This window comes from Stenotrophomonas sp. RIT-551 (assembly GCF_026241915.1).
Lineage (GTDB): Bacteria > Pseudomonadota > Gammaproteobacteria > Xanthomonadales > Xanthomonadaceae > Stenotrophomonas > Stenotrophomonas bentonitica_A.
Genome location: NZ_JAPJIU010000003.1, coordinates 234,896 through 253,688 on the forward strand (window position 1 = coordinate 234,896; position 18,793 = coordinate 253,688).

At 64.4% G+C, this 18,793-nt stretch carries 15 protein-coding genes and 9 tRNA genes; 15 read left to right on the forward strand and 9 right to left on the reverse strand.

Features of this window, described 5'->3' with window-relative positions; genetic code table 11:
• Positions 1-33: 33 nt before the first annotated feature.
• From ORK51_RS05550 to ORK51_RS05565, 4 genes are all read right to left on the reverse strand, one after another.
• On the reverse strand, positions 34-1,467 hold the full coding sequence (locus ORK51_RS05550; protein WP_266084459.1) for a DcaP family trimeric outer membrane transporter: 1,434 nt from the start codon (positions 1,465-1,467) through the stop codon (positions 34-36).
• A 473-nt stretch (positions 1,468-1,940) separates the two neighbouring features.
• Positions 1,941-2,762 (reverse strand): thiol:disulfide interchange protein DsbG, encoded by an 822-nt coding sequence (gene dsbG, locus ORK51_RS05555; RefSeq protein ID WP_019185026.1) that lies wholly within the window; start codon positions 2,760-2,762, stop codon positions 1,941-1,943.
• Positions 2,763-2,803: 41 nt separating this feature from the next.
• Complete coding sequence (locus tag ORK51_RS05560) at positions 2,804-3,604, reverse strand: TlpA disulfide reductase family protein (protein ID WP_266084460.1); 801 nt, start codon at positions 3,602-3,604, stop codon at positions 2,804-2,806.
• 114 nt (positions 3,605-3,718) lie between these two features.
• Entirely contained in the window at positions 3,719-4,783 is a 1,065-nt protein-coding gene (locus ORK51_RS05565; protein ID WP_083279761.1) for a GlxA family transcriptional regulator, read from the reverse strand.
• Between the two features lie 211 nt (positions 4,784-4,994).
• Between ORK51_RS05565 and ORK51_RS05570 the strand changes: the two genes are divergently transcribed.
• From ORK51_RS05570 to ORK51_RS05615, 10 genes are all read left to right on the forward strand, one after another.
• Complete coding sequence (locus ORK51_RS05570) at positions 4,995-5,393, forward strand: heavy metal-responsive transcriptional regulator (RefSeq protein WP_070425338.1); 399 nt, start codon at positions 4,995-4,997, stop codon at positions 5,391-5,393.
• Complete coding sequence (locus ORK51_RS05575; protein WP_266084461.1) at positions 5,390-7,723, forward strand: heavy metal translocating P-type ATPase; 2,334 nt, start codon at positions 5,390-5,392, stop codon at positions 7,721-7,723. Before ORK51_RS05570 ends, ORK51_RS05575 begins: the two co-directional genes overlap by 4 nt.
• A gap of 81 nt (positions 7,724-7,804) precedes the next feature.
• Positions 7,805-7,880 (forward strand) — tRNA-Ala (locus tag ORK51_RS05580).
• A 53-nt stretch (positions 7,881-7,933) separates the two neighbouring features.
• Positions 7,934-8,009, forward strand: a tRNA-Glu gene (locus tag ORK51_RS05585).
• Between the two features lie 143 nt (positions 8,010-8,152).
• Positions 8,153-8,228, forward strand: a tRNA-Ala gene (locus ORK51_RS05590).
• 52 nt (positions 8,229-8,280) lie between these two features.
• Positions 8,281-8,356, forward strand: a tRNA-Glu gene (locus tag ORK51_RS05595).
• A gap of 139 nt (positions 8,357-8,495) precedes the next feature.
• Positions 8,496-8,571 (forward strand) — tRNA-Ala (locus ORK51_RS05600).
• Between the two features lie 49 nt (positions 8,572-8,620).
• A tRNA-Glu gene (locus ORK51_RS05605) sits at positions 8,621-8,696 on the forward strand.
• Positions 8,697-8,800: 104 nt separating this feature from the next.
• A tRNA-Ala gene (locus ORK51_RS05610) sits at positions 8,801-8,876 on the forward strand.
• 49 nt (positions 8,877-8,925) lie between these two features.
• Positions 8,926-9,001, forward strand: a tRNA-Glu gene (locus ORK51_RS05615).
• Between the two features lie 50 nt (positions 9,002-9,051).
• Here ORK51_RS05615 and ORK51_RS05620 read toward each other — a convergent pair.
• Positions 9,052-9,468, reverse strand: coding sequence for a GNAT family N-acetyltransferase (locus tag ORK51_RS05620; protein ID WP_019185021.1), 417 nt, complete (start codon positions 9,466-9,468; stop codon positions 9,052-9,054).
• Between the two features lie 114 nt (positions 9,469-9,582).
• On the opposite strand from ORK51_RS05620, the gene ORK51_RS05625 reads away from it, so the two are divergent.
• Complete coding sequence (locus ORK51_RS05625) at positions 9,583-10,539, forward strand: SOS response-associated peptidase family protein (RefSeq protein WP_266084462.1); 957 nt, start codon at positions 9,583-9,585, stop codon at positions 10,537-10,539.
• 7 nt (positions 10,540-10,546) lie between these two features.
• On the opposite strand, the gene ORK51_RS05630 is transcribed toward ORK51_RS05625, so the two are convergent.
• Positions 10,547-10,927, reverse strand: a complete 381-nt coding sequence (locus ORK51_RS05630; protein WP_070425340.1) for a response regulator — start codon at positions 10,925-10,927, stop codon at positions 10,547-10,549.
• 124 nt (positions 10,928-11,051) lie between these two features.
• Between ORK51_RS05630 and ORK51_RS05635 the strand changes: the two genes are divergently transcribed.
• The 3 genes from ORK51_RS05635 (at position 11,052) to ORK51_RS05645 (ending at position 13,317) form a co-directional block, all read left to right on the forward strand.
• Positions 11,052-11,138: transfer RNA gene (locus ORK51_RS05635), tRNA-Leu, on the forward strand.
• A 462-nt stretch (positions 11,139-11,600) separates the two neighbouring features.
• Positions 11,601-12,083: a LexA family protein gene (locus ORK51_RS05640; protein WP_266084463.1), complete on the forward strand. Its 483-nt coding sequence runs from the start codon at positions 11,601-11,603 to the stop codon at positions 12,081-12,083.
• Positions 12,067-13,317 (forward strand): Y-family DNA polymerase, encoded by a 1,251-nt coding sequence (locus ORK51_RS05645; RefSeq protein WP_266084464.1) that lies wholly within the window; start codon positions 12,067-12,069, stop codon positions 13,315-13,317. Before ORK51_RS05640 ends, ORK51_RS05645 begins: the two co-directional genes overlap by 17 nt.
• A 69-nt stretch (positions 13,318-13,386) precedes the next feature.
• Here the strand turns inward: ORK51_RS05645 and ORK51_RS05650 are convergent, their stop codons facing one another.
• Both ORK51_RS05650 and ORK51_RS05655 read right to left on the reverse strand, forming a co-directional pair.
• On the reverse strand, positions 13,387-14,181 hold the full coding sequence (locus ORK51_RS05650) for a KilA-N domain-containing protein (RefSeq protein ID WP_266084465.1): 795 nt from the start codon (positions 14,179-14,181) through the stop codon (positions 13,387-13,389).
• A 540-nt stretch (positions 14,182-14,721) separates the two neighbouring features.
• Positions 14,722-15,045, reverse strand: a complete 324-nt coding sequence (locus ORK51_RS05655) for a hypothetical protein (RefSeq protein WP_266084466.1) — start codon at positions 15,043-15,045, stop codon at positions 14,722-14,724.
• A 96-nt stretch (positions 15,046-15,141) separates the two neighbouring features.
• On the opposite strand from ORK51_RS05655, the gene ORK51_RS05660 reads away from it, so the two are divergent.
• Positions 15,142-15,810 (forward strand): SOS response-associated peptidase, encoded by a 669-nt coding sequence (locus ORK51_RS05660; protein ID WP_266084467.1) that lies wholly within the window; start codon positions 15,142-15,144, stop codon positions 15,808-15,810.
• A gap of 2 nt (positions 15,811-15,812) precedes the next feature.
• On the opposite strand, the gene ORK51_RS05665 is transcribed toward ORK51_RS05660, so the two are convergent.
• Positions 15,813-18,776 carry an SGNH/GDSL hydrolase family protein gene (locus ORK51_RS05665; RefSeq protein WP_266084468.1) on the reverse strand — a complete coding sequence of 988 codons (2,964 nt, stop codon included), beginning with the start codon at positions 18,774-18,776 and terminating at the stop codon, positions 15,813-15,815.
• Positions 18,777-18,793: the final 17 nt, after the last annotated feature.

The following is an 18,793-nucleotide window of genomic DNA, read 5'->3' on the forward strand; positions in this document are numbered from 1 at the left end:
AGGCAGGGACCCGGTCATGCCGGGCGTTGGGAGTTACTTGATGAAGTTGTATTGCAGGCTGCCCTGCAGCCGCATCGTGTCGCCGCGTTGTCCACTCTGCTGTTCCAGCTGCCCGTAGAGCAGCTCCATGCCCATCGTCCAGGACGGGGCCGGGCTCCAGAGCAGGTTGAAGACGCCGTAGCGGCTCTGGCGGAACGCATCGGCGGCCAGCGCATCGTTGCGTCCACTGGTGAGCTGGCCGTAGATCAGGTTCGAGCGCCACAGCGGCGACCAGTAATGGGTGTAACCAACGAAGCCGCCATACAGCGACAACGCCTGCAGCCGCCCGTCTGCGCTCACCACCGCGTCCATGCCCGAACCGGTCAGGTCGGCCGTATAACGGGCCAGGCCCTTGCCGCCGAGCATGCCGAACAACAGCAGGTCCTGTTCGCCCACCGCGGCCGAGCCGCTGAGCTGCAGGCCACCCGCAAAGCGCCGGCCATCGCCGGCATCACCGTCGTACCCGAGGCTGCGTGCGACCGCACCCAGCTGCAGATGGCCCCAGTCACGCTCCATGCGCGCGGTTACGGTGACGTCCGGCAGCTGGTCCACCGGCATGATCCCCTCGGCGGGGTTGCTCAACTGGGTATCCGGATCCTCGGCCGCCACGGTGAGAGTGTTCCCCTTGCCCATTGCGAAGCTGTGGTGGATGCCGGCCACGAGCAGGTACCCCGCCCCACCCGGCCCGGCGAAATCCAGGGTGTCGGGCAGGCTGTCGGCATCCATGAACGTGGAATAGCCATAACCGGCGTAGGTATTGCCCAGTTGCCCGTAGGCGTGGCGCAGGCGGAACTGATAACTGTCGCTGCTGCCGAAGAAGTCGTTTTCCAGATAGAAGCGCAGGTTGCCATGCGTGGTCGGGCGCCGCGCTTCGAAGCTGAAGCGGGTCTGCTTGGCATGCAGCGTGAAATTGGATACATCCCGGTGCGCACTGCCGACCGGAATCGACGAGGTGACGAACTGTTCCTGGTCACCGGCTGCGCGCGAATCGGCGATCGCGTCGAGCTTGGCGTAGCCGCCGATGCGGATCAGCGTATCGGTATTGGGGATCGCGAAGAAGCCTTTCAGCTCGGGATCGGTCGGCCCGGCGACGCTGTCCGGGCGGGAGGCGGCGCTGGAGGGATCGGCAACGGAATCGCGTTGCGGCAGAATCGCCTGGCCCATGCCCGGCACCTGGGCCTGGGCCGTCAGGGGCGCTGGCAAGGGGGCGGGCGTGACGCCCGTACCGGAGGCAGTCGCCGTCGTGATGGCCGGCGAGGCAGGTGGAGGCTGCCCGGATTCGATCGCCTGCAGTCGTTTCTCCATCTGCTCCAGCGTCTGCCGCAGCGTCTGGATATCCTGCCGCAACGCGGCGGCCGAATCCTGCGCGTACACCGGCGCCGCAGCGAGTGCTGCCGCGCATGCGACCGTCAATACAGACAAACGCATCACGTCCTCCTTGAACCGTACACAGTTCCACGTGTCGATTCCGGCAGGCGTCCATGACGCTGCAGGCAACCGGCACGCAGCCCGGCACTGCAATGCGCGCGACCTCCGCCTGCGCGTGGTCCGGTGGCGGTCAAGCCGGCGGACGCATCGCGTGCGTGGGTACGCTCGCACGGGATCCCCTCATCCCTGATGACAGCCACGCATGTGCGTGTCAGCCAGCGCCCTGAGTAACAATCGCAAAGTGAGAATGCCGTGAATGTTGTCAGGCAGTTTTCTGACTGGGCAGTCGCGCGTCCGGTGCGTGTGGGGCAATCCATGAAATAGCGCATCGGGGCAGCTTAGCGACCGCCCCGTTTTCAGCCTTGATCCAAATCAAGCCGAATGCGTCAACGCATCCGGGCCAGGCCGCACGACGCCCAAACCAAGCGCGCCGGGCAGAGCCCGGCGCGGTGTGCAGTGATACCCGGTTCGGCTCAGCGCGGGCCGAGCACCACGGTCATGTCATCGCCCTGGGGCATGCCGGAACGGCGCTGCACCATGCCTTGGGCATCCTTGAACAGAATACCCGGCGTACCCTGGAAGCCCAGCTCAATCATCAGTACCTGATTGGCATCGAGCTTGTTGGCGACCTCGGCGGTCAGCGAAGCCGCCGGCTTGATCCCGCCGCGATCGAACAGCCGTTCGTTCTCCAGCAGCGCGGCGCTGGGGTTGGGCGCGGTGAGGATCGCGGCCGCCTTGGCCGGACTGTCCTCACGGATCACGCCGACCATCACGTGGCGCAGCTGCACCTTGCCGGCGTCCACCCACGGCCGCGCCGCTTCCCAGAAACGATGGCAATACGGGCAGTTCGCATCGCTGAAGGTGTAGACCACGCGCGGCGCATCGGCGCGGCCGTCACGGACCCACGCGCTTTCATCCAGCTTCTTCCAGCTGCGCTCGGACATCGGCTTGGCCACCAGCTTTTCCAATGGTGCCGCCCCCACATCCTCGCCGTTGGCATCGAACAGGCTGCCGACCACGACGTGTTTTCCGTCCGCGGTGACGTAGGCCGCCGCGGGCTGCTGCCCACCGACCACGCCGGCAAAGCCGCGCAGGCCACCGGGCGCGTCGAACTCGCCGATCACCTCGAAGCCGTGCTTCTCGATGCCTTTCAGCACCGCCGGGCGATCGGCACCGCCCTTGGCCGGCGCGGCATCAGCGGCGCTGGGCGTCTGCGCCTGGCTGCACCCGGCCAGGGCCATCAACAGCGAGACCGCCAGCACGGTGCCCAATGGGCGCGAGGACTTCAACTTCATGGTGACTCCTGGATTCAAGGAACATGACAACGCGACCACCCTTACAGGCTGTCGAGCTTGGATTGCAGGCCGGCGGCACTGAGTTCGCCCAGATGGATCTGCTGCAGCCGACCCTGGCCATCGAAGAACAGGGTAGTCGGATAGGCGTGCACCTGCAGCCGCTCGGCGGTGAGCGCAGCCTCGTCAAGCAGCACGTTGTCCAGCGTCAGCTGCTCGGCGGCGATGAAACCCTCGACCTCTTCGCGGGTTTCACCCTGGTTGACGAACAGGAAGCGGATGTCCGGGTGGCGCTGCTGCGCGCGCGCCAGCACCGGCATCTCGCGCCGGCAGGGGCCACACCAGCTCGCCCAGAGATTGACCACCACCGGGGTGCCCTGCGTATCGGCCAATGCGATCGACTCACCCTGCAGCGAAGTCAGGCTGATCGCCGGCAGCGTTACCCGCGATTGCTGCAGCCAGCCAGCACCCGCCGACAGTACCGCCCAGCTCAGCACGCCGGCCAGGGCGGCGGCCACGACCGGCCGCCGCAGCGACGGCCAGCGGCGCAGGCGCCAGGCGCCCCATCCCAGCCCCGCCACCATCGCCGGCCACACCAGGAAGCCGCCATCGCCAATGCGCAGTACGCCCAAGGGATCCTGCGCATAGTCGCCCAGGTGCCAGATCACGAACGCCGCACGTCCGGCCAGCAGCCCCAGCAGCAGCATGTCCACCACCAGCGACCGCGGACGCGGCACGCCTTCGATTGCTGGAGCACGCACCACACTGGCCACCAGCATCGCGATGGCCAGACCCACCAACACCCACACGACCGCAAGCGGTACCGGGCCTACACTGCTGATCATTGCTTTTCTCCGCCGCCGCCCGTGATCTGCCACGCGGCGACGGCTGTTGCATCGGGCCCGCCGGCATGGTCCCAGCAAGCCGACAGGGGATCAAGCACGCGACAGTCGTGCGATTCAGGCAGCCGGACGAATCGATTCAAGCACCCGGGCGACCGGGCGTGAGTGCGCCCGCTCACGCTGCTGGGCTGCGAGCTGGCGGCGATAACGTGCCGGAGTCAGCCCGACAATACGCAGGAACAGCCGGCGGAACGCGCTCTGGTCCGAGTACCCCACTGCCCATGCAACCTGGTCCACGACGCCGCCGGCCTGCAGCAGCAGCTGCGCCTTGGCGATGCGCAGGCGCTGGCAATACTCGATCGGGCGCATCCCGGTGGCTTTCAGGAACCGACGCTGCAGCGTGCGCGGTTCCAGCCCGGCCTGCACGCAGATGTCGTCGAGCCCCACACCCCGGGCAGCGATGCCATGCAGCCAGCGCTGTGCTTTGAGGATGCTGCGATCGCCGTGGGCGAAGTTGGGGCTGAAGCGTTCCAGATCATCCAGTTCCGTGCGTGGAATCATCAGCTGCAACTGCTGGATGACGGTATTCATCACACTCTGCCCATAGACCCGTGCGATCAGGCGCAGGCTCAGGTACTTCCATGCGTCCGGTCCGGCGGCGGTCAGCAGATCGCCATCGTCGACCAGGGTCCGTTCACACGGCTGCCAGCTGGGCACCATCGTGCGCAGCGCCTGGCAACGGGCCGGATCGGGCACGCTGACCGGGCGGCCGGCCAGGATGCCCGCCGCGGCCAGCAGCAGGCCACCCTCGTCGCAGGCCGCGAGCAGGCTGCAGCCATCGTGGCATTCGCGCAGCCACGCCAGCAGGCGTTCGTCCGGCGGTGCCATGGACCAGCTCGATTCGCTGCCGGGGATGACGATGATCGCCGGCAGTGCATCGCCGAACAGTTCGGCGCCAGCAACGCGCTGCATGCCCCGGCTGGACATCGTCCATCGCGTCACCAGCATCCGTGCGCCGGTGCGGCGCCCCGCGGCCACTGTGCGGTTGCAGCGCTGGGCAAGTTCGGACAGCACCGGTGCGGCGGCGCGCAGGCTGCCGGGGAATTCAACGACCGCCACTTCCATCAGGGTCGGCGCGTCCGGCCGGCGGTCCGGCTGCAGCGTATTGCGGGGTGCGTCCATGGCCATTCTCCTTGAACAATGCCTGCCGACACGGGGCCGGGCAGAACAGGTCTGTACATAAGATGGCCTGAGGCTACGGGCGTCCCGCGAGGACGACCATGCAACTAATTGCAAATTTCACGCGCGATGAATCTTCATTTGGGTTCCAGCAAGGCTTGACCCTTGACCAGACTCCAGGGTCCACAATGACCGGGTCATCCACGAGGTGCTCATGAACATTGGACAGCTCGCGCGCCAGGCAGGCGTGCCCATCGATACGGTGCGCTACTACGAGCGGCAGCAGCTGCTGCCCACCGCTCGCCGCAGCGCCGGCGGCTACCGCGTCTTCAGCGAGGCCGACCTGACCCGGCTGCAGTTCATCCGCCGCGCCAAGGCGTTGGGTTTCAGCCTGGATGAAGTCGCCGACCTGCTCGGCTTCAGCGATCAGCGCGGCCAGGACATGGCACAGATCCGCGACAGTGCAGTGAACAAACTCGCCGGTATCGAACAGCGCATCAACGAGCTGCAGCGCATGCACCGGGCGCTCAAGCACCTGGTCGAGGCCTGCCCCGGGCACGGCGACAACGCGCAGTGCCCGATCCTGTCGGCGTTGACGGACATCCGTAAATGACGCACGCCCACGATCACCCCGGCGCCACGGCGACCGATGCCGGCACCGTCAGGGATCCTGTCTGCGGGATGATGGTCGACCCGGCCACCACGCCCCACCAAGCCCGCCATGACGGCAACGACTACGCGTTCTGCAGCGATGGCTGCCGACGCAGGTTCATTGCCGACCCGCAGCGCTATCTGGCCGCACCCGCTGGCGTCGTCAAACCAGCCCCCGCCGGTACGCGGTACACCTGCCCGATGCACCCGGAGATCGTGCAGGACGGTCCTGGCAGCTGTCCTCTGTGCGGCATGGCGCTGGAACCGGCGATGCCCAGCCTTGAGGATGACGAAAACCCCGAGCTGACCGATTTCCGGCGGCGCTTCTGGTGGAGCCTGCCGCTGAGCGTGGCAACGATGGCGCTGGCGATGCTGGCGATGACACCGGTACTGCACGGGCTCTCACCGGATCTGCGGGTGTGGATCGAGCTGGCACTGGCCACGCCGGTCGTGCTGTGGGCCGGCTGGCCCTTCCTGCAGCGCTGGGCGCAGTCGATCCGCAACCGCAGCCCGAACATGTGGACCCTGATCGGCACCGGCGTGCTGGCCGCCTTTGGCTACAGCGTGGTGGCTACCGTTGCGCCCGGGCTGTTCCCGCCGTCGTTCCAGCAGCACGGACATGTCGGCGTCTATTTCGAAGCGGCTGCGATGATCATCTCGCTCACGCTGCTCGGCCAGTTGATGGAGTTGCGTGCACGGGCGAAGACGTCGGCCGCGATCAAGTCCCTGCTCGGCCTGGCGCCGAAAACCGCGCGCGTGCTGCGCGAGGATGGGCACGAAGAGGACGTCGAGATCGCAGCGCTCCAGCCCGGCGACCGCATGCGCGTGCGCCCGGGTGAGAAAGTGCCCGTGGATGGCACTGTGATGGAGGGCCGCTCCTCGATCGACGAATCGATGCTCACCGGCGAACCCGTTCCGGTGGGCAAGACCGTCGGCGACAGCGTGATCGGCGCGACGCTCAATGGCACTGGCAGCCTGGTGGTGCGCGCCGACCGGCTCGGCGATGACAGCATGCTGGCGCAGATCGTGCAGCTGGTCGCGCAGGCACAGCGCTCGCGGGCACCGATGCAGCGTATGGCCGACACCGTGGCGTACTGGTTCGTGCTGGCGGTGTTGTCGGTCGCGGTACTGACATTCTTCGGCTGGGGCCTGTTCGGCCCGGCGCCATCATGGACGCACGCGGTGCTGAGCGCGGTGGCGGTGCTGATCATCGCCTGCCCGTGTGCGCTGGGCCTGGCCACACCGATGACGATCATGGTCGCCACCGGCCGTGCCGCGCAGCATGGTGTCCTGTTCCGTGATGCCGAAGCGATCGAAGCCCTGCGCCAGGTCGATACGCTGGTGGTGGACAAGACCGGCACGCTGACCGAAGGCCGTCCCGCATTCCGCGATGTGCAGGCCGTGCCCCCCTTCCATGCGGACCAGATCCTGCAGTGGGCCGCCAGCCTGGACCAGGGCAGCGAGCATCCGCTTGCCGCCGCGATCGTTGCCGAAGCGAAGGCGCGCAGGATGACGTTGACCGCCGTGGCGGACTTCGACTCACTGACCGGCATGGGTGTGCAGGGCGTGGTCGCTGGCAAGGCGCTGCTGCTTGGCAATACCGCACTGATGGACGAACACGGCATCGCCCTGGATGCGTTGCGCGAAGGTGCAGCGCAGCTGCGCAGTACCGCGGCAAGCGTGATGTACCTGGCCGTGGATGGACAGCTCGGTGGACTGCTCGCCGTCGCCGATCCAATCAAGGCCTCCACCGCCGAAGCGATCACGCACCTGCACCGCGATGGCCTGCGCATCGTGATGGCCACCGGCGATGGCACCGCCACCGCTGAAGCGGTCGCGCGGGAACTCGGCCTGGAGGAGGTGCATGGCGAAATGCGCCCCGCCGACAAAGCCGCGCTGATCCGCACGCTGCAGGCGCAGGGTCGCACGGTCGCGATGGCCGGTGACGGCATCAACGATGCGCCTGCGCTGGCAAGTGCCGATGTCGGGATCGCGATGGGCAATGGCACCGACGTGGCGATGTCCAGTGCGCAGGTCACCCTCGTCAAAGGCGACCTGCGCGGCATCCTGCGTGCGCGCCAGCTCTCCACCGCCAGCGTGCGCAACATGCGGCAGAACCTGGGGTTTGCGTTTCTCTACAACGCACTTGGCATTCCGGTTGCGGCCGGTGTGCTGTATCCCTTGGGCATCGTGATGTCGCCCATGTTGGCGGCGCTGGCGATGAGTCTGAGTTCGGTGTCGGTGATCAGCAACGCGTTGCGCCTGCGCCATCAGCGGCTGCCAGGCGGATGAGTCGCAACGAATAGCGATATTTCTTCACTTTTTCCTTGCCAATCCAAAACGTCGTCGCTATGATTTCGCTCCTCACGACGTGGGGCCATAGCTCAGCTGGGAGAGCGCCTGCATGGCATGCAGGAGGTCGGCGGTTCGATCCCGCCTGGCTCCACCAATCCGATCATTAGGCCGATCAGATTGCAGTGACAAAATTTGAAGTTTTCGTGCGTCCCCATCGTCTAGAGGCCTAGGACATCACCCTTTCACGGTGGCGACCGGGGTTCGAATCCCCGTGGGGACGCCAGTTTCAAACAGACAGCCCTGACTTCGGTCGGGGCTTTTTGTTTTCAGTGGTGGGTTTTTCCGCATGCATTCATTCTTCGGTATTTCAGAAAAAAGACTTGGCGAACGCTTCACGGCCGCGTAGAATTCCGCCTCCAGCATCGTGGGGCCATAGCTCAGCTGGGAGAGCGCCTGCATGGCATGCAGGAGGTCGGCGGTTCGATCCCGCCTGGCTCCACCACTCCGGACATTAGGCCGTTCGGGTGTGCTGAACAATTTGATGAGTTTCATGCGTCCCCATCGTCTAGAGGCCTAGGACATCACCCTTTCACGGTGGCGACCGGGGTTCGAATCCCCGTGGGGACGCCACTCATCAGACGAACACCGAGGCCCGGCATGCCGGGTCTTTTTGTTCACCGCCGCCTGCGGTTGCGTTACCTGGACGTGCTCAAAAAGACTTCCACAAACGTGAACAGGCAGATATACTAGGCGGCTTGCGGTACAACGTGGGGCCATAGCTCAGCTGGGAGAGCGCCTGCATGGCATGCAGGAGGTCGGCGGTTCGATCCCGCCTGGCTCCACCACTTCTCCGGACACAGGCCGTCCGATAGAAGCCAAAATTCGGTTTAACGCGTCCCCATCGTCTAGAGGCCTAGGACATCACCCTTTCACGGTGGCGACCGGGGTTCGAATCCCCGTGGGGACGCCAGCTTCAAACAGACAGCCCTGACTTCGGTCGGGGCTTTTTGTTTCATGAGCCTCTTCCCATCCGGCACATCCGCCGCTATGATAGGCGGCTCGCAGCACAACTGTGGGGCCATAGCTCAGCTGGGAGAGCGCCTGCATGGCATGCAGGAGGTCGGCGGTTCGATCCCGCCTGGCTCCACCACTTCTCCGGACACAGGCCGTCCGATGGAAGCCAAAATTCGGTTTAACGCGTCCCCATCGTCTAGAGGCCTAGGACATCACCCTTTCACGGTGGCGACCGGGGTTCGAATCCCCGTGGGGACGCCAGCTTCAAGCAAACAGCCCTGACTTCGGTCTGGGCTGTTTGTTTATGGGCCCTACGCTACGACCTTCGCCATCCCCACCGAGCGCGGCGCGGTCAAGGTAAAACCGAACTGCGCATACAGCCGATGCGCCTGCCCATCGGCGATCAGGCTCACATAGGCGCCGATGGCATTCGTGCGCAGCCAGGCATCGAGCTGGGCCATCACGGCCTTGCCCAGGCCCTGCCCCTGGCGATCCGGGACCACGGCGATATCCACCACCTGCAGGAAGCAGCCGCCATCACCGATGATCCGGCCCATCGCCAACAGGCGATCTCCTTCGCGCAGGCTCACACCGAAGACGGTATTGGGCAGGCCACGCGCCGCCGCCTCGGCGGTTTTCGGGCTCAGCCCGGCCAGCACGCGCAGGGCACGGTATTCCTCCACGCTGGGTGGCAGGGGGATGCAATGAACACCAGCAGGCAGCGACATGACGCGGATCCGGCAATGAATGGACGCTCAGCATGCCCGAACGGATTCGCAGTATCTGCGACCCATCGGCCTATCCTGTCCCCTCCGCCCTCCCTGCGCGCTGCCGCCCCCGCCATGTGCTATTCCGCCCAGATCCGCGCCGACTACACCAAGCTGGTCCGTGAGTACGGCGCCATGATGTCGCTGGACGAGTTCGCCCAGCTTTACGCGCACGACGCCGGCAAGCAGCGCCCCAAAACCCCCAAGGCAATGGACGATGGCTTTGCCGGCGCCCGCACCGCGCAGGGCCAGGAGATCGTGGCCTGGATCCAGCAATGGCATGCCGAGGAAATGCAGGCACTGGATGAGGAGGTGCGCGTGCAGGGCGCACGCCTGCGCGTGGCCGAGGAGCAGTTGGCCGCACGCCCCACGCAGAAGGCACGCAACGAGGTGCGCGTGGCCGGCAACCGGATCGAACGCGCGCAGACGCGCCTGTCCGATCTGCAGCGCGCCGGCCTGGTGCCGCGCGACAGCCGCATTTTCCCGGGGGTCTACGCCCCGGTGATCGTGTCCGAACAGGGCCAGCGCGTGATCAAACCGATGCGCTACCAGTGCCGGCTGCCGGACAAACCCGCGCGCAACGACGTGCTCTATCCCGGCACGTACAACGCTCGCCGTGACAGCCTGGAGGCCTACTGGAAATCCGCGTTCGGCCATCGGCATGGCGTGGTGGTGGTGCAGTCGTTCTACGAACACGTGCCGCGTCACGCACTGGAGCAGCGCCCGCTGTCGCCGGGCGAGAAAGCCGAGAACGTCGTGCTCCAATTCAGCCCGCAGCCGCCGCGCGATCTGCTGATCGCCTGCCTGTGGTCGGAATGGGAAGGCCCGGAAGGCCGGCTCTTGTCGTTCGCCGCGATCACCGACGAGCCGCCCACGGAGGTGGCGCGTACCGGCCATGACCGCTGTATCGTGCCGATCCGGCGCGAACATCTCGATGCCTGGTTGAACCCCGACCCGGCAGACCTGGCCGCGCTGTACCGGATCCTGGACGACCGCGAACCGGTATCACTGGCGCACGCCGAAGCGGCGTGACGCCCACTCAGCCGGTAACCGAGTCCCCTGCCCGTGCGCGCCCCAGCGCGGCGTTCAATTCGGCCGTCAGGTAAGGCTTGGTCAGGATGATGCCCGAGCGGAAGGCCTCGGGCAGATGCTCGGTGGCCATGCCGGTGGCCAGCACGAAGGGGATCTGGCGGGCCGCCAGGGCCGCAGCCACCGCCTCACTGGTCTCGTTGTTGGCCAGGCGGTAATCCAGCAGCACCACCTGGGGCCGGGTCTCGCCGAGCAGGCGCAGTGCCTCCGGCACCGACGCGGCCAACCCCACCACCACGGCACCGGACTGTGCCAGCTGCATCTGCAGCAGCGCCGCACTCATTTCGTCGTTCTCGACCACCAGCACCCGAAGATCCTGCAGCGCGCTCATGACGACTCCCTGTATGGTTCAGCGCGATGAGTATAGCGTCCTGTGTAGGTGAAACCCTGACGCCGACTTAAGCATTCAGGTCTGCACAAACCTCCACATCTTGTATACACTACGCGGCCAGCCAGCCGAAGTGGCGGAATCGGTAGACGCAGCGGACTCAAAATCCGCCGCCCTTAAAAGCGTGTGGGTTCGAGTCCCACCTTCGGCACCAATGGTTTGCGGGGTTTCTGGATGGTCAGAACCGCTCCGCAAAAAACGATGCGCTCCGCAATTGCGGATTGAGACCTCGCCTTGGCGAGGTCTTTTCGTTTCAGGCGGCCTCGTCGTCTGACATCGGATCGAAGCGCCTGGCGATCCCGTCGAACCGCGCGGCCTCGGCGCGGAGGCGGTCAGCGCTGCGTCGCCGAGTCGCCCTCGCCCGCCAGTCGCCGCCTCGCTCCAGGTCCAGAGCATCCGCCTGCTGCCATAGAGACGCAGCCTTTGCGCGCGCCCAGCGCGCCTTGCCGTCAGTCGCTTTCGTCATGGCGATGATGATGAATGCGGCCGGTCGCAAGGGGCGATACGGAGGCAACGCCACCTGACCACGGTCGCGTCACGCGCGTTTTGTTAGTAATTGTACTAACATGCCCGCCGTCTCCATCGGTGAGGCACCTACCGGCCAGAGTTCGCCCCCATGCAGTCCATCACCCCACCCCACACCCTCGCCACCTTCATCGGGCCCGCCTCGATCGATGGCCCGGCGCATTTCGTACCCTTGGCCGGCGTGCGCGCTCGGCTTGGATTTCCCTCGCCCGCCGATGACTTCATGGACGAGTCGATCGACCTTCACCGGCTGCTGGTCCGCAATCCGTCCGCCACGTTCCTATACCGCGCCGATGGCTGGTCGATGCTGGGCGTGGGCATCAGCGACGGCGATATCTTGGTGATCGACCGCTCTGTGACGCCGCAGGGCGGCGACCTGGTCATCGCGGTCTGGGATGGCAACCAGCCAACCTGCAAGGTGCTCAAGACCTTCGAACACCACCTCGAGCTCCACTCGGCCAATCCCGAGTTTCCTCCCATCGTCCTGGACCAAGGGACGGAGGTGGAGGTCTTCGCGGTGGTGGGCGTGGTGCGCCAGATTCAGCGGAGGCGCGGCCATGTTCGGCCTCGTTGACGGCAACAACTTCTACGCCAGCTGCGAACGCGTGTTCCAGCCGAAGCTGCGCGGCGTCCCCTTGGTGGTGCTGAGCAACAACGATGGCTGCGCCATCGCTCGCTCGGCCGAGGCCAAGGCACTGGGCATCAAGATGGGTCAGCCGGCCCACGAACTGAAGCACCTGGTGCGGCGGCACGGACTGCAGATGCGATCGGCGAACTTCGGCCTCTACGGCGACATGAGCGCTCGGGTCGTTTCCATCTTGAGGGAGGCAGCGCCACGCGTGGAGGTCTACAGCATCGATGAGAGCTTCATCGACCTGACAGGCGTCCCCCGACGCGAGGCCTTCGCACAAGAGCTACGCACCAGGGTGCACCGCTGGACCGGTATACCGAACTGCATCGGCATCGGCCCGACAAAGACGCTGGCCAAGCTCGCCAACAAGGCGGCGAAGACCGGCACGGGCGTGGTGGATCTCGGCGAACGGGCGGCCCGTGATGCACTGCTGCCCAGGTTTCCAGTCGAAGACCTATGGGGCGTCGGCCGGCGCTTGGCGCCGAAGTTGGTGGCGATGGGGATCCGCACCGCGGCCGACCTCCGGGATGCGCCAGCGGACGACATCCTCGCCAAGTTCGGGGTGACCTTGGCGCGCACGCGGCGCGAGCTCCAAGGCCACCCGTGCATGGAACTGGAGGAAGTGGAGCCCGATCGGCAGCAGATCATGGTGAGCCGCTCGTTCGCTGACCGGGTGCACGACCACGAGGCCGTGGCCCAGGCACTGGCAACCTTCGCCGTGCGGGCCTGCGAAAAGCTGCGCGCTCGAGGCCTGGTCGCTTCCGGTCTGTGGATCTTCGCTCACTCCGACACCTTCCGCCCGGAGTTGCCTCAGCACGCCGCCAACAGGACGATAGCTCTGCCGGCAGCGACCAGCGACACCATGCTGGTGCTGGGGATGGTTCGCCGCATGCTTCGCGGACTGCTGCAGGAAGGCATTGGGTACAAGAAGGCAGGTGTCGCCCTGCTCGATCTAGCGCGACCCGAGGACGTTCAGCAGGACCTGTTCGCGCCGGCAGTCGCCGGCGACCAGAGGCTCATGGATACGCTCGATCAGATCAACCGGAAATTCGGCCGCGGCGTGGCCGGGCTGGGCGCTTCGGGCTGGAAGGACAAGCCCGCATGGGGAATGCGGCAGCACATGCTTTCGGCGAGGTTTACGACCTCGGTACACGAGCTTCCCCGTGTCACTTGCTAATCGGCACCAGCACAGGAGTCGAAGACACGTTGAGTACCCCGCCAGCACTAGCTGGCGGGGTTTTGAGCTTTAAGCGGCCGGAGCGATCACGCCGCCAGGGGATGAAAGAAGCATCCGGTCCAAGAACGGAAGCGCAGAGGGATCACGCTCTCGGAAGTACTTATGCGAGCGGTTCGGCAGCCAAACTTCGTTGAAGTGAAGGCGGAACTCGTGGAGGTATCCAATGGGATACAGGATTGCATCAACCACGCGTCCGTCTTCGTAGTGGTGCTTATAGCGGGGCAGCGAATGGGTATCCACCCCCTTTGATCGCATCCACTTGGCGAACATCTGGCCCTGCGAAATGTCCGGCACCATGTTTTCGGGCAGTGTGTAGCCTTTGGACTCCAACGGCGCGATCAGGTTCAAAGTAAGCTCGTTGAGCACCGAAAAGTGCGTGTAGGGCACCCGGTCGCGATTGGCCAAATACCGCTGGATGTGATGCGGGAGCGGAGCCGCAGGTGCGCCGCCAGGTTGCTTCCCGGAGAGCCATTCACGCACCCATCGGCTAACAGCAACCGCAAATTTCGGTGAAAGCCACTGGGCCAAGTGGATCGCCAAGTCAGGATGCACCCAAGTTCCTTGGGGCTCGCTCCCACCCTTAACTGATTGAATCAATTGCGATATGGGAATTCCCATATCGGTCGAAAGCTCTTCCAGAAAAGCTACCGTGCTGGAGTTGCGCCTATAGTCTGCGAAGAGCTTGCCCACTGCCTGACACATGGCGGTGGCATTGATGTAGCCATCCACCTTCCGCTGCTCGACAAGAGTGTTGTCGACCTGACGATGGATCAGTTGAAGAGAAAGCTGTTTACTGCTGTGCATAGCGAATTTCCTTTTAGGAAATACACGGCACGGCGTCACAAAAAATCTGTCATGGGCTCACAAAGCTGACCGTTGTCGCATTGACACAATTGCCAGATGTTGACACCATTTCAGTGGTTACTCGATCCGCAAGAACGAGCTGTACGCCAATACCGTGGTACTGCAAGTGACCCCTATGCCCTGCCTAGCGCCAACTAGGTGGGGCATTGTTTTTTGGGGCGCGGATGGACATCCATCCGACGACCACAAGGTAGTGGGGGTACTAGGCGTCGTCAACGCCATTTGTAGTGAATTTCCCTAATCCCTTGCGGCGCAAGGACCGCAGGTAAAGGGCGTCCGACAAGCGGTCTGGACCTGTCGAAACTGATTGCGCAGTCAAGGCAGAACTTGCAAATACACGGCCTCAGAACTGGAACTCCGACCTTCACGCGAAGCTAACATCTTGGGGAGAAAGCACCGGCGGCAATGTATGCATCAGTCGGCTGCTTGGGAGCAATGAGTGGTGGCCGACCGCGATGCGAGGAACGTCCGCCCCGCCAATTAGATATAAGTACGCGCCAGACACCTGCCCGGCACCGACCAGCGGCCCTCATCATCGCGCTCCACATCCCAATCCGGGCCGGCCAGCGTTTCATCCAGTCGATGAGGCTTCCTCGCCGTCCGATAGATGGCGTCGGCAACGGCCTCCATTTCGGAGCCAAACCACCGGTAGCCATTGACGCAGATCGCCACGGGGTGATCGGAGGGATGGGGATAGCTGGGCACCAACTCCTGCAGCTGCCGCGCGGCCTCTCGGACGGTAATCTGGCGAAAATCCGGGGCGGCCGCCCAATGGTCGAGAATTCTCTCGGCGCCGGGCGTCATGGCGATCTCCTTCACTGGCCGGGCATCGGATAATCACGCGGGACCGGTCAAAGTGATGCGAAAGAAGCGTCCCTGACTGGGGCACGGGATCACACAATGTGCGGCCGATTCGTCCAGACCCCGATCCGAAACGCTGACACCCTGGGCTTCCCCCAGCTGGTCGGCGACCTGCTGTCGATCCCGGAGAGCTACAACCTGGCGCCGACGCAGCGCGCGTCCGTGATCCTCGATCGCGGCACCGGCCTGCAGGTCACCCGGCTTTCCTGGGGCCTGCTTCCCTTCTGGGCCAAGGCCAAGAAGCTGCAGGGCTCCACGATCAACGCCCGCATCGAGACGGTGGCCACCAAGCCCGCGTTCCGGTCTGCGTTCAAGAAGCGCCGCTGCCTGATCCCCATGGCCGGGTACTACGAGTGGTCGGTCAACGCTGAGGACGGCAAGAAGGATCCGTGGTTCATCCACGCGGCCGGGCCGCTGCTGGCGGCCGGTCTGTGGGAAGACACGAGCCCGCTGCTCGACCCGGACAACCTGGGCACCTTCAACGTGATCACCGGCGACAGCAGTGGTGTGTCTGCCGATATCCACGACCGCATGCCGGTGTGGCTGACGGCCGGCCAGGCCGATGAGTGGCTGGCGGCCGAGCCCGACGACGCGATGGCGATGCTGCTGGCCAGCGAGCCGCCGGCGATGGAGGCCTACCGCGTCAGCCGGGCGGTAAACACGCCTCGGAACAACCGCGAGGCGCTTCTGGATCCGGTGGCGGCTTAGGTCTAAAGGAAGAACTTCGACAGCATCAGGCCATAGTGCTTTAGCTCAATCAGCCCTGGATGGTTGAAGTAGTTCGCACTGCAGAGATGCTCTGGCGCAACTGGCAGGCCACCGCCCCCCTGATCGGTCAACCAGTTGATGGGAACGAAGGGGCAACCCGTCGCGTCAGCCACCAGCTGGAGCGTGCGATTGGTCTTCCGCCACAGCGCTATATCGCGCACGTCGGTAATGGCGTTGGTCTTCGGCACGCCCATCACCAGGACATCCATCCCGGAAGCCTGAGCCTGCTGGATGATGCTCGCCATGTTATCGAAGGTGCTGTCCGACCCGATCTCGTTCATACCGAAAGCCAACACCATCACGTCCGCACCGCTGGCGAGGGCGTCGGCCAACCGAGTGGCATTGCTACCGTTGTTTGCCGAGCCACTCGAGTTGGTGCCGCCGATGCCCTTGTTCACGTAGGTCAGGACCGGAAGGCCTCCCGGGTTGCTCTCGTGGCTGTCCACGTAACCATAGGCAGCCTTGACCGCCTGGATGGCTACCCAGTTCCACGAGACGCGGGTGGCGAAGGCGCCACCACTGTCGCCGCGGTTATACGTCGGGATTGCCGCGCGGTTGTCAGGAGGCAGCGTCTCGAAATACCAGAGCAGGTCGAGGTTTCCACAGCTGGTGATCGAGTCACCGTAGCCAAGCACCTTGACTGCCTGGCCTCGCTGCAGCTTGCGCCTGGTGCGGCCGATCAGTCGCTTGCCCTTGGACAACGTTCCATCGAAGACAACGCGCGTGTCTTTCCTCACGCCGTCCTGGTAGAGATGTACCGGAACGGGGGTGATAGTGCCGGCGCGGACGTAGAGGTAATAGAGCGGGATGAACCGATTACTTGCCACCGGCGCATAGTCATGCGCATCGAGATCACGCTCAGCCCCCTTTACGACCGAGCACGTCATGGTCACTGGATCCAGCTGCAGCAGGTCATAGCGCTCCCGCGTGTAGTTGTAACTCGCATCCACCACCTGATCAGCGACGTTCTTCATGCCATAGAGCTTGCCCCAGACGCTATCCACGCCGTAGTCGGTGCCCTGCACCAGCACAACCCCGTCCGACTGCCTAGTGACCACAACGCTGCTCAGACGGCGACGCCACAGCATGGCATTCGGGTTCTGCGTCGGGTATGAGCCGGCCCCGAACTGGCTGTACTTCAGCGGCAGGGAAGTCGTGCTTCCGGATGCTGACGCCGGAGGATCCAGGGTAAATTCGCCTGAGAAGACCACTGCGACACCATCTATGACCGCCGAGCTGCCAGCCAAACTCAACGAGAGCCCACTCACGGCCAAGACCGGTTTGATTGAATCAGCCATCCCCTCGCTGCTCGATCCCACCAGGATCGAATCCAGCCGCTTCTGGATCTCTTCGATGTCCCGGCCATGCGCCTCGACCTGCGGGTACATCTGCCCGGCGACCTCCGAAGTACCGCGCTTCAGAACATTCGCGAGCCCGATGCTCACAGTTCGATTCTGAGCCAGGAGCGTGAAGCCGGCCGTGCCGGCAGACGGCAGCATCCAAGTCGTATCGACCGGCGAACTTGCGTAGTCAGTGCGCCCGGCACCGAGCGCGGCCTTTGTGCCGTTCTGGTGAAGACCCACCACCTCGACCAGCGGATAGCGGCCACCAGGGATTTTGATCTGACCGACGTCGAACAGGAATTTTCCGGCAGTCTCTGTCCCCACCATCTCCGATACCGGAAAACGGAAGGTGCCTAGATGCATGTCCTGAATCGCTTGGGAGCCAGGGACGTTTGGTGTTGCGCTTTCAGTGATCCGACGCGCGAACACCCTGATCTGAATCAAGTCGCAGGACGCGACATCACTGAAGTATCCAGAGACGGCGCTGAAGCTAGCGCCGGCATTCGCCACGAAAGATCTGGCCCAGCCTGCGAAAGCTCGATCTTCCCAGTCGTGATTGTTCGGCTCAGACCACGATACGTCGCTGTGGCCAACGGAAGTGCCAGAATCGACGTCGGGCTTGTGCTGCACCACCAATGCGAGCACGGCTTGCGTTGCACCCAACGCAACCCAATTCCCGCTGGCACTGCTTTTTACATATCCGAATGAGTACCCACTGGGAGCCGGAACACTGTAATAACCGATGTAAGCCGAGGCATTCGCATCGTCCAACGCTTCGAACGTGACAACGACGGGCAATGTCTTGCCAACTTCGAGCGGGGCAAACTTGGCCTCGATCATGACAGGCCCAGTTCCACCAAGCATGGTTCGGACCGTGGCCAGCGGCACTACAATTTCCCGCTGGAGCGTATCGATGCTCGATCCAGGAAGACCGGATGCCGCAGACGAGCGCGTGTAAACCCGCACGCGAATTCGCGTAGCCGACGCAGCTGGATTGATCCAAGCCGCTGCACTGCTGATTACAGGGTAGATCGAAATGAACGCGCGCCCGACCCCGGAGAAGTCGGTCCCAAGGTTGTAGGAGCTTGCGGGCACATCATTGATGGACTGGTAGAACACACCAGCGTCGATTGCACCAACCCGCTGGGAGAGCGCATCGACCGAACCGCGGTCAGCTTTCTGGCTGAGAACCTCCGCCGAAACCCACTGCAGCCCTGCGGCGACCATGACGTATCGACCGCTATTGGGAACTGTAACCCCCGATACTTGGTCGGCATGGGTGCCCGGGTCTCCAACCACGGCCACCTGCCGGTTCGCGGGGATCTGCCCAGCCCCGGCAGCTGCCGCCGCTGCTGCCCAGGTCGGGAACTCGATCGTGCTCCCATCGGCCAGGAACGCCTGGAAGTCGAACTCGATCCCAACCCAGCTCTTCCGCGTTGCGCCCTTTCGGTCAACCCACGTATGCCCTGGGCCATTGATGCCCGCATCAAGGTTCTCGGCGTTGTCGTACAAATCCAGGGGCGAGCTCGAGCCCACCGGATTTCCGGTGTTGTATTTGGTCATCTGGGTGCGTCTCCGGT

Excerpts from the sequence above, each read along its gene's own strand:
- ORK51_RS05550 (WP_266084459.1), bottom strand. The coding sequence starts at position 1,467 with ATGCGTTTGTCTGTATTGACGGTCGCATGCGCGGCAGCACTCGCTGCG.
- dsbG (WP_019185026.1), bottom strand. The coding sequence starts at position 2,762 with ATGAAGTTGAAGTCCTCGCGCCCATTGGGCACCGTGCTGGCGGTCTCG.
- ORK51_RS05560 (WP_266084460.1), bottom strand. The coding sequence starts at position 3,604 with ATGATCAGCAGTGTAGGCCCGGTACCGCTTGCGGTCGTGTGGGTGTTG.
- ORK51_RS05565 (WP_083279761.1), bottom strand. The coding sequence starts at position 4,783 with ATGGACGCACCCCGCAATACGCTGCAGCCGGACCGCCGGCCGGACGCG.
- ORK51_RS05570 (WP_070425338.1), top strand. The coding sequence starts at position 4,995 with ATGAACATTGGACAGCTCGCGCGCCAGGCAGGCGTGCCCATCGATACG.
- ORK51_RS05575 (WP_266084461.1), top strand. The coding sequence starts at position 5,390 with ATGACGCACGCCCACGATCACCCCGGCGCCACGGCGACCGATGCCGGC.
- ORK51_RS05620 (WP_019185021.1), bottom strand. The coding sequence starts at position 9,468 with ATGTCGCTGCCTGCTGGTGTTCATTGCATCCCCCTGCCACCCAGCGTG.
- ORK51_RS05625 (WP_266084462.1), top strand. The coding sequence starts at position 9,583 with ATGTGCTATTCCGCCCAGATCCGCGCCGACTACACCAAGCTGGTCCGT.
- ORK51_RS05630 (WP_070425340.1), bottom strand. The coding sequence starts at position 10,927 with ATGAGCGCGCTGCAGGATCTTCGGGTGCTGGTGGTCGAGAACGACGAA.
- ORK51_RS05640 (WP_266084463.1), top strand. The coding sequence starts at position 11,601 with ATGCAGTCCATCACCCCACCCCACACCCTCGCCACCTTCATCGGGCCC.
- ORK51_RS05645 (WP_266084464.1), top strand. The coding sequence starts at position 12,067 with ATGTTCGGCCTCGTTGACGGCAACAACTTCTACGCCAGCTGCGAACGC.
- ORK51_RS05650 (WP_266084465.1), bottom strand. The coding sequence starts at position 14,181 with ATGCACAGCAGTAAACAGCTTTCTCTTCAACTGATCCATCGTCAGGTC.
- ORK51_RS05655 (WP_266084466.1), bottom strand. The coding sequence starts at position 15,045 with ATGACGCCCGGCGCCGAGAGAATTCTCGACCATTGGGCGGCCGCCCCG.
- ORK51_RS05660 (WP_266084467.1), top strand. The coding sequence starts at position 15,142 with ATGTGCGGCCGATTCGTCCAGACCCCGATCCGAAACGCTGACACCCTG.
- ORK51_RS05665 (WP_266084468.1), bottom strand. The coding sequence starts at position 18,776 with ATGACCAAATACAACACCGGAAATCCGGTGGGCTCGAGCTCGCCCCTG.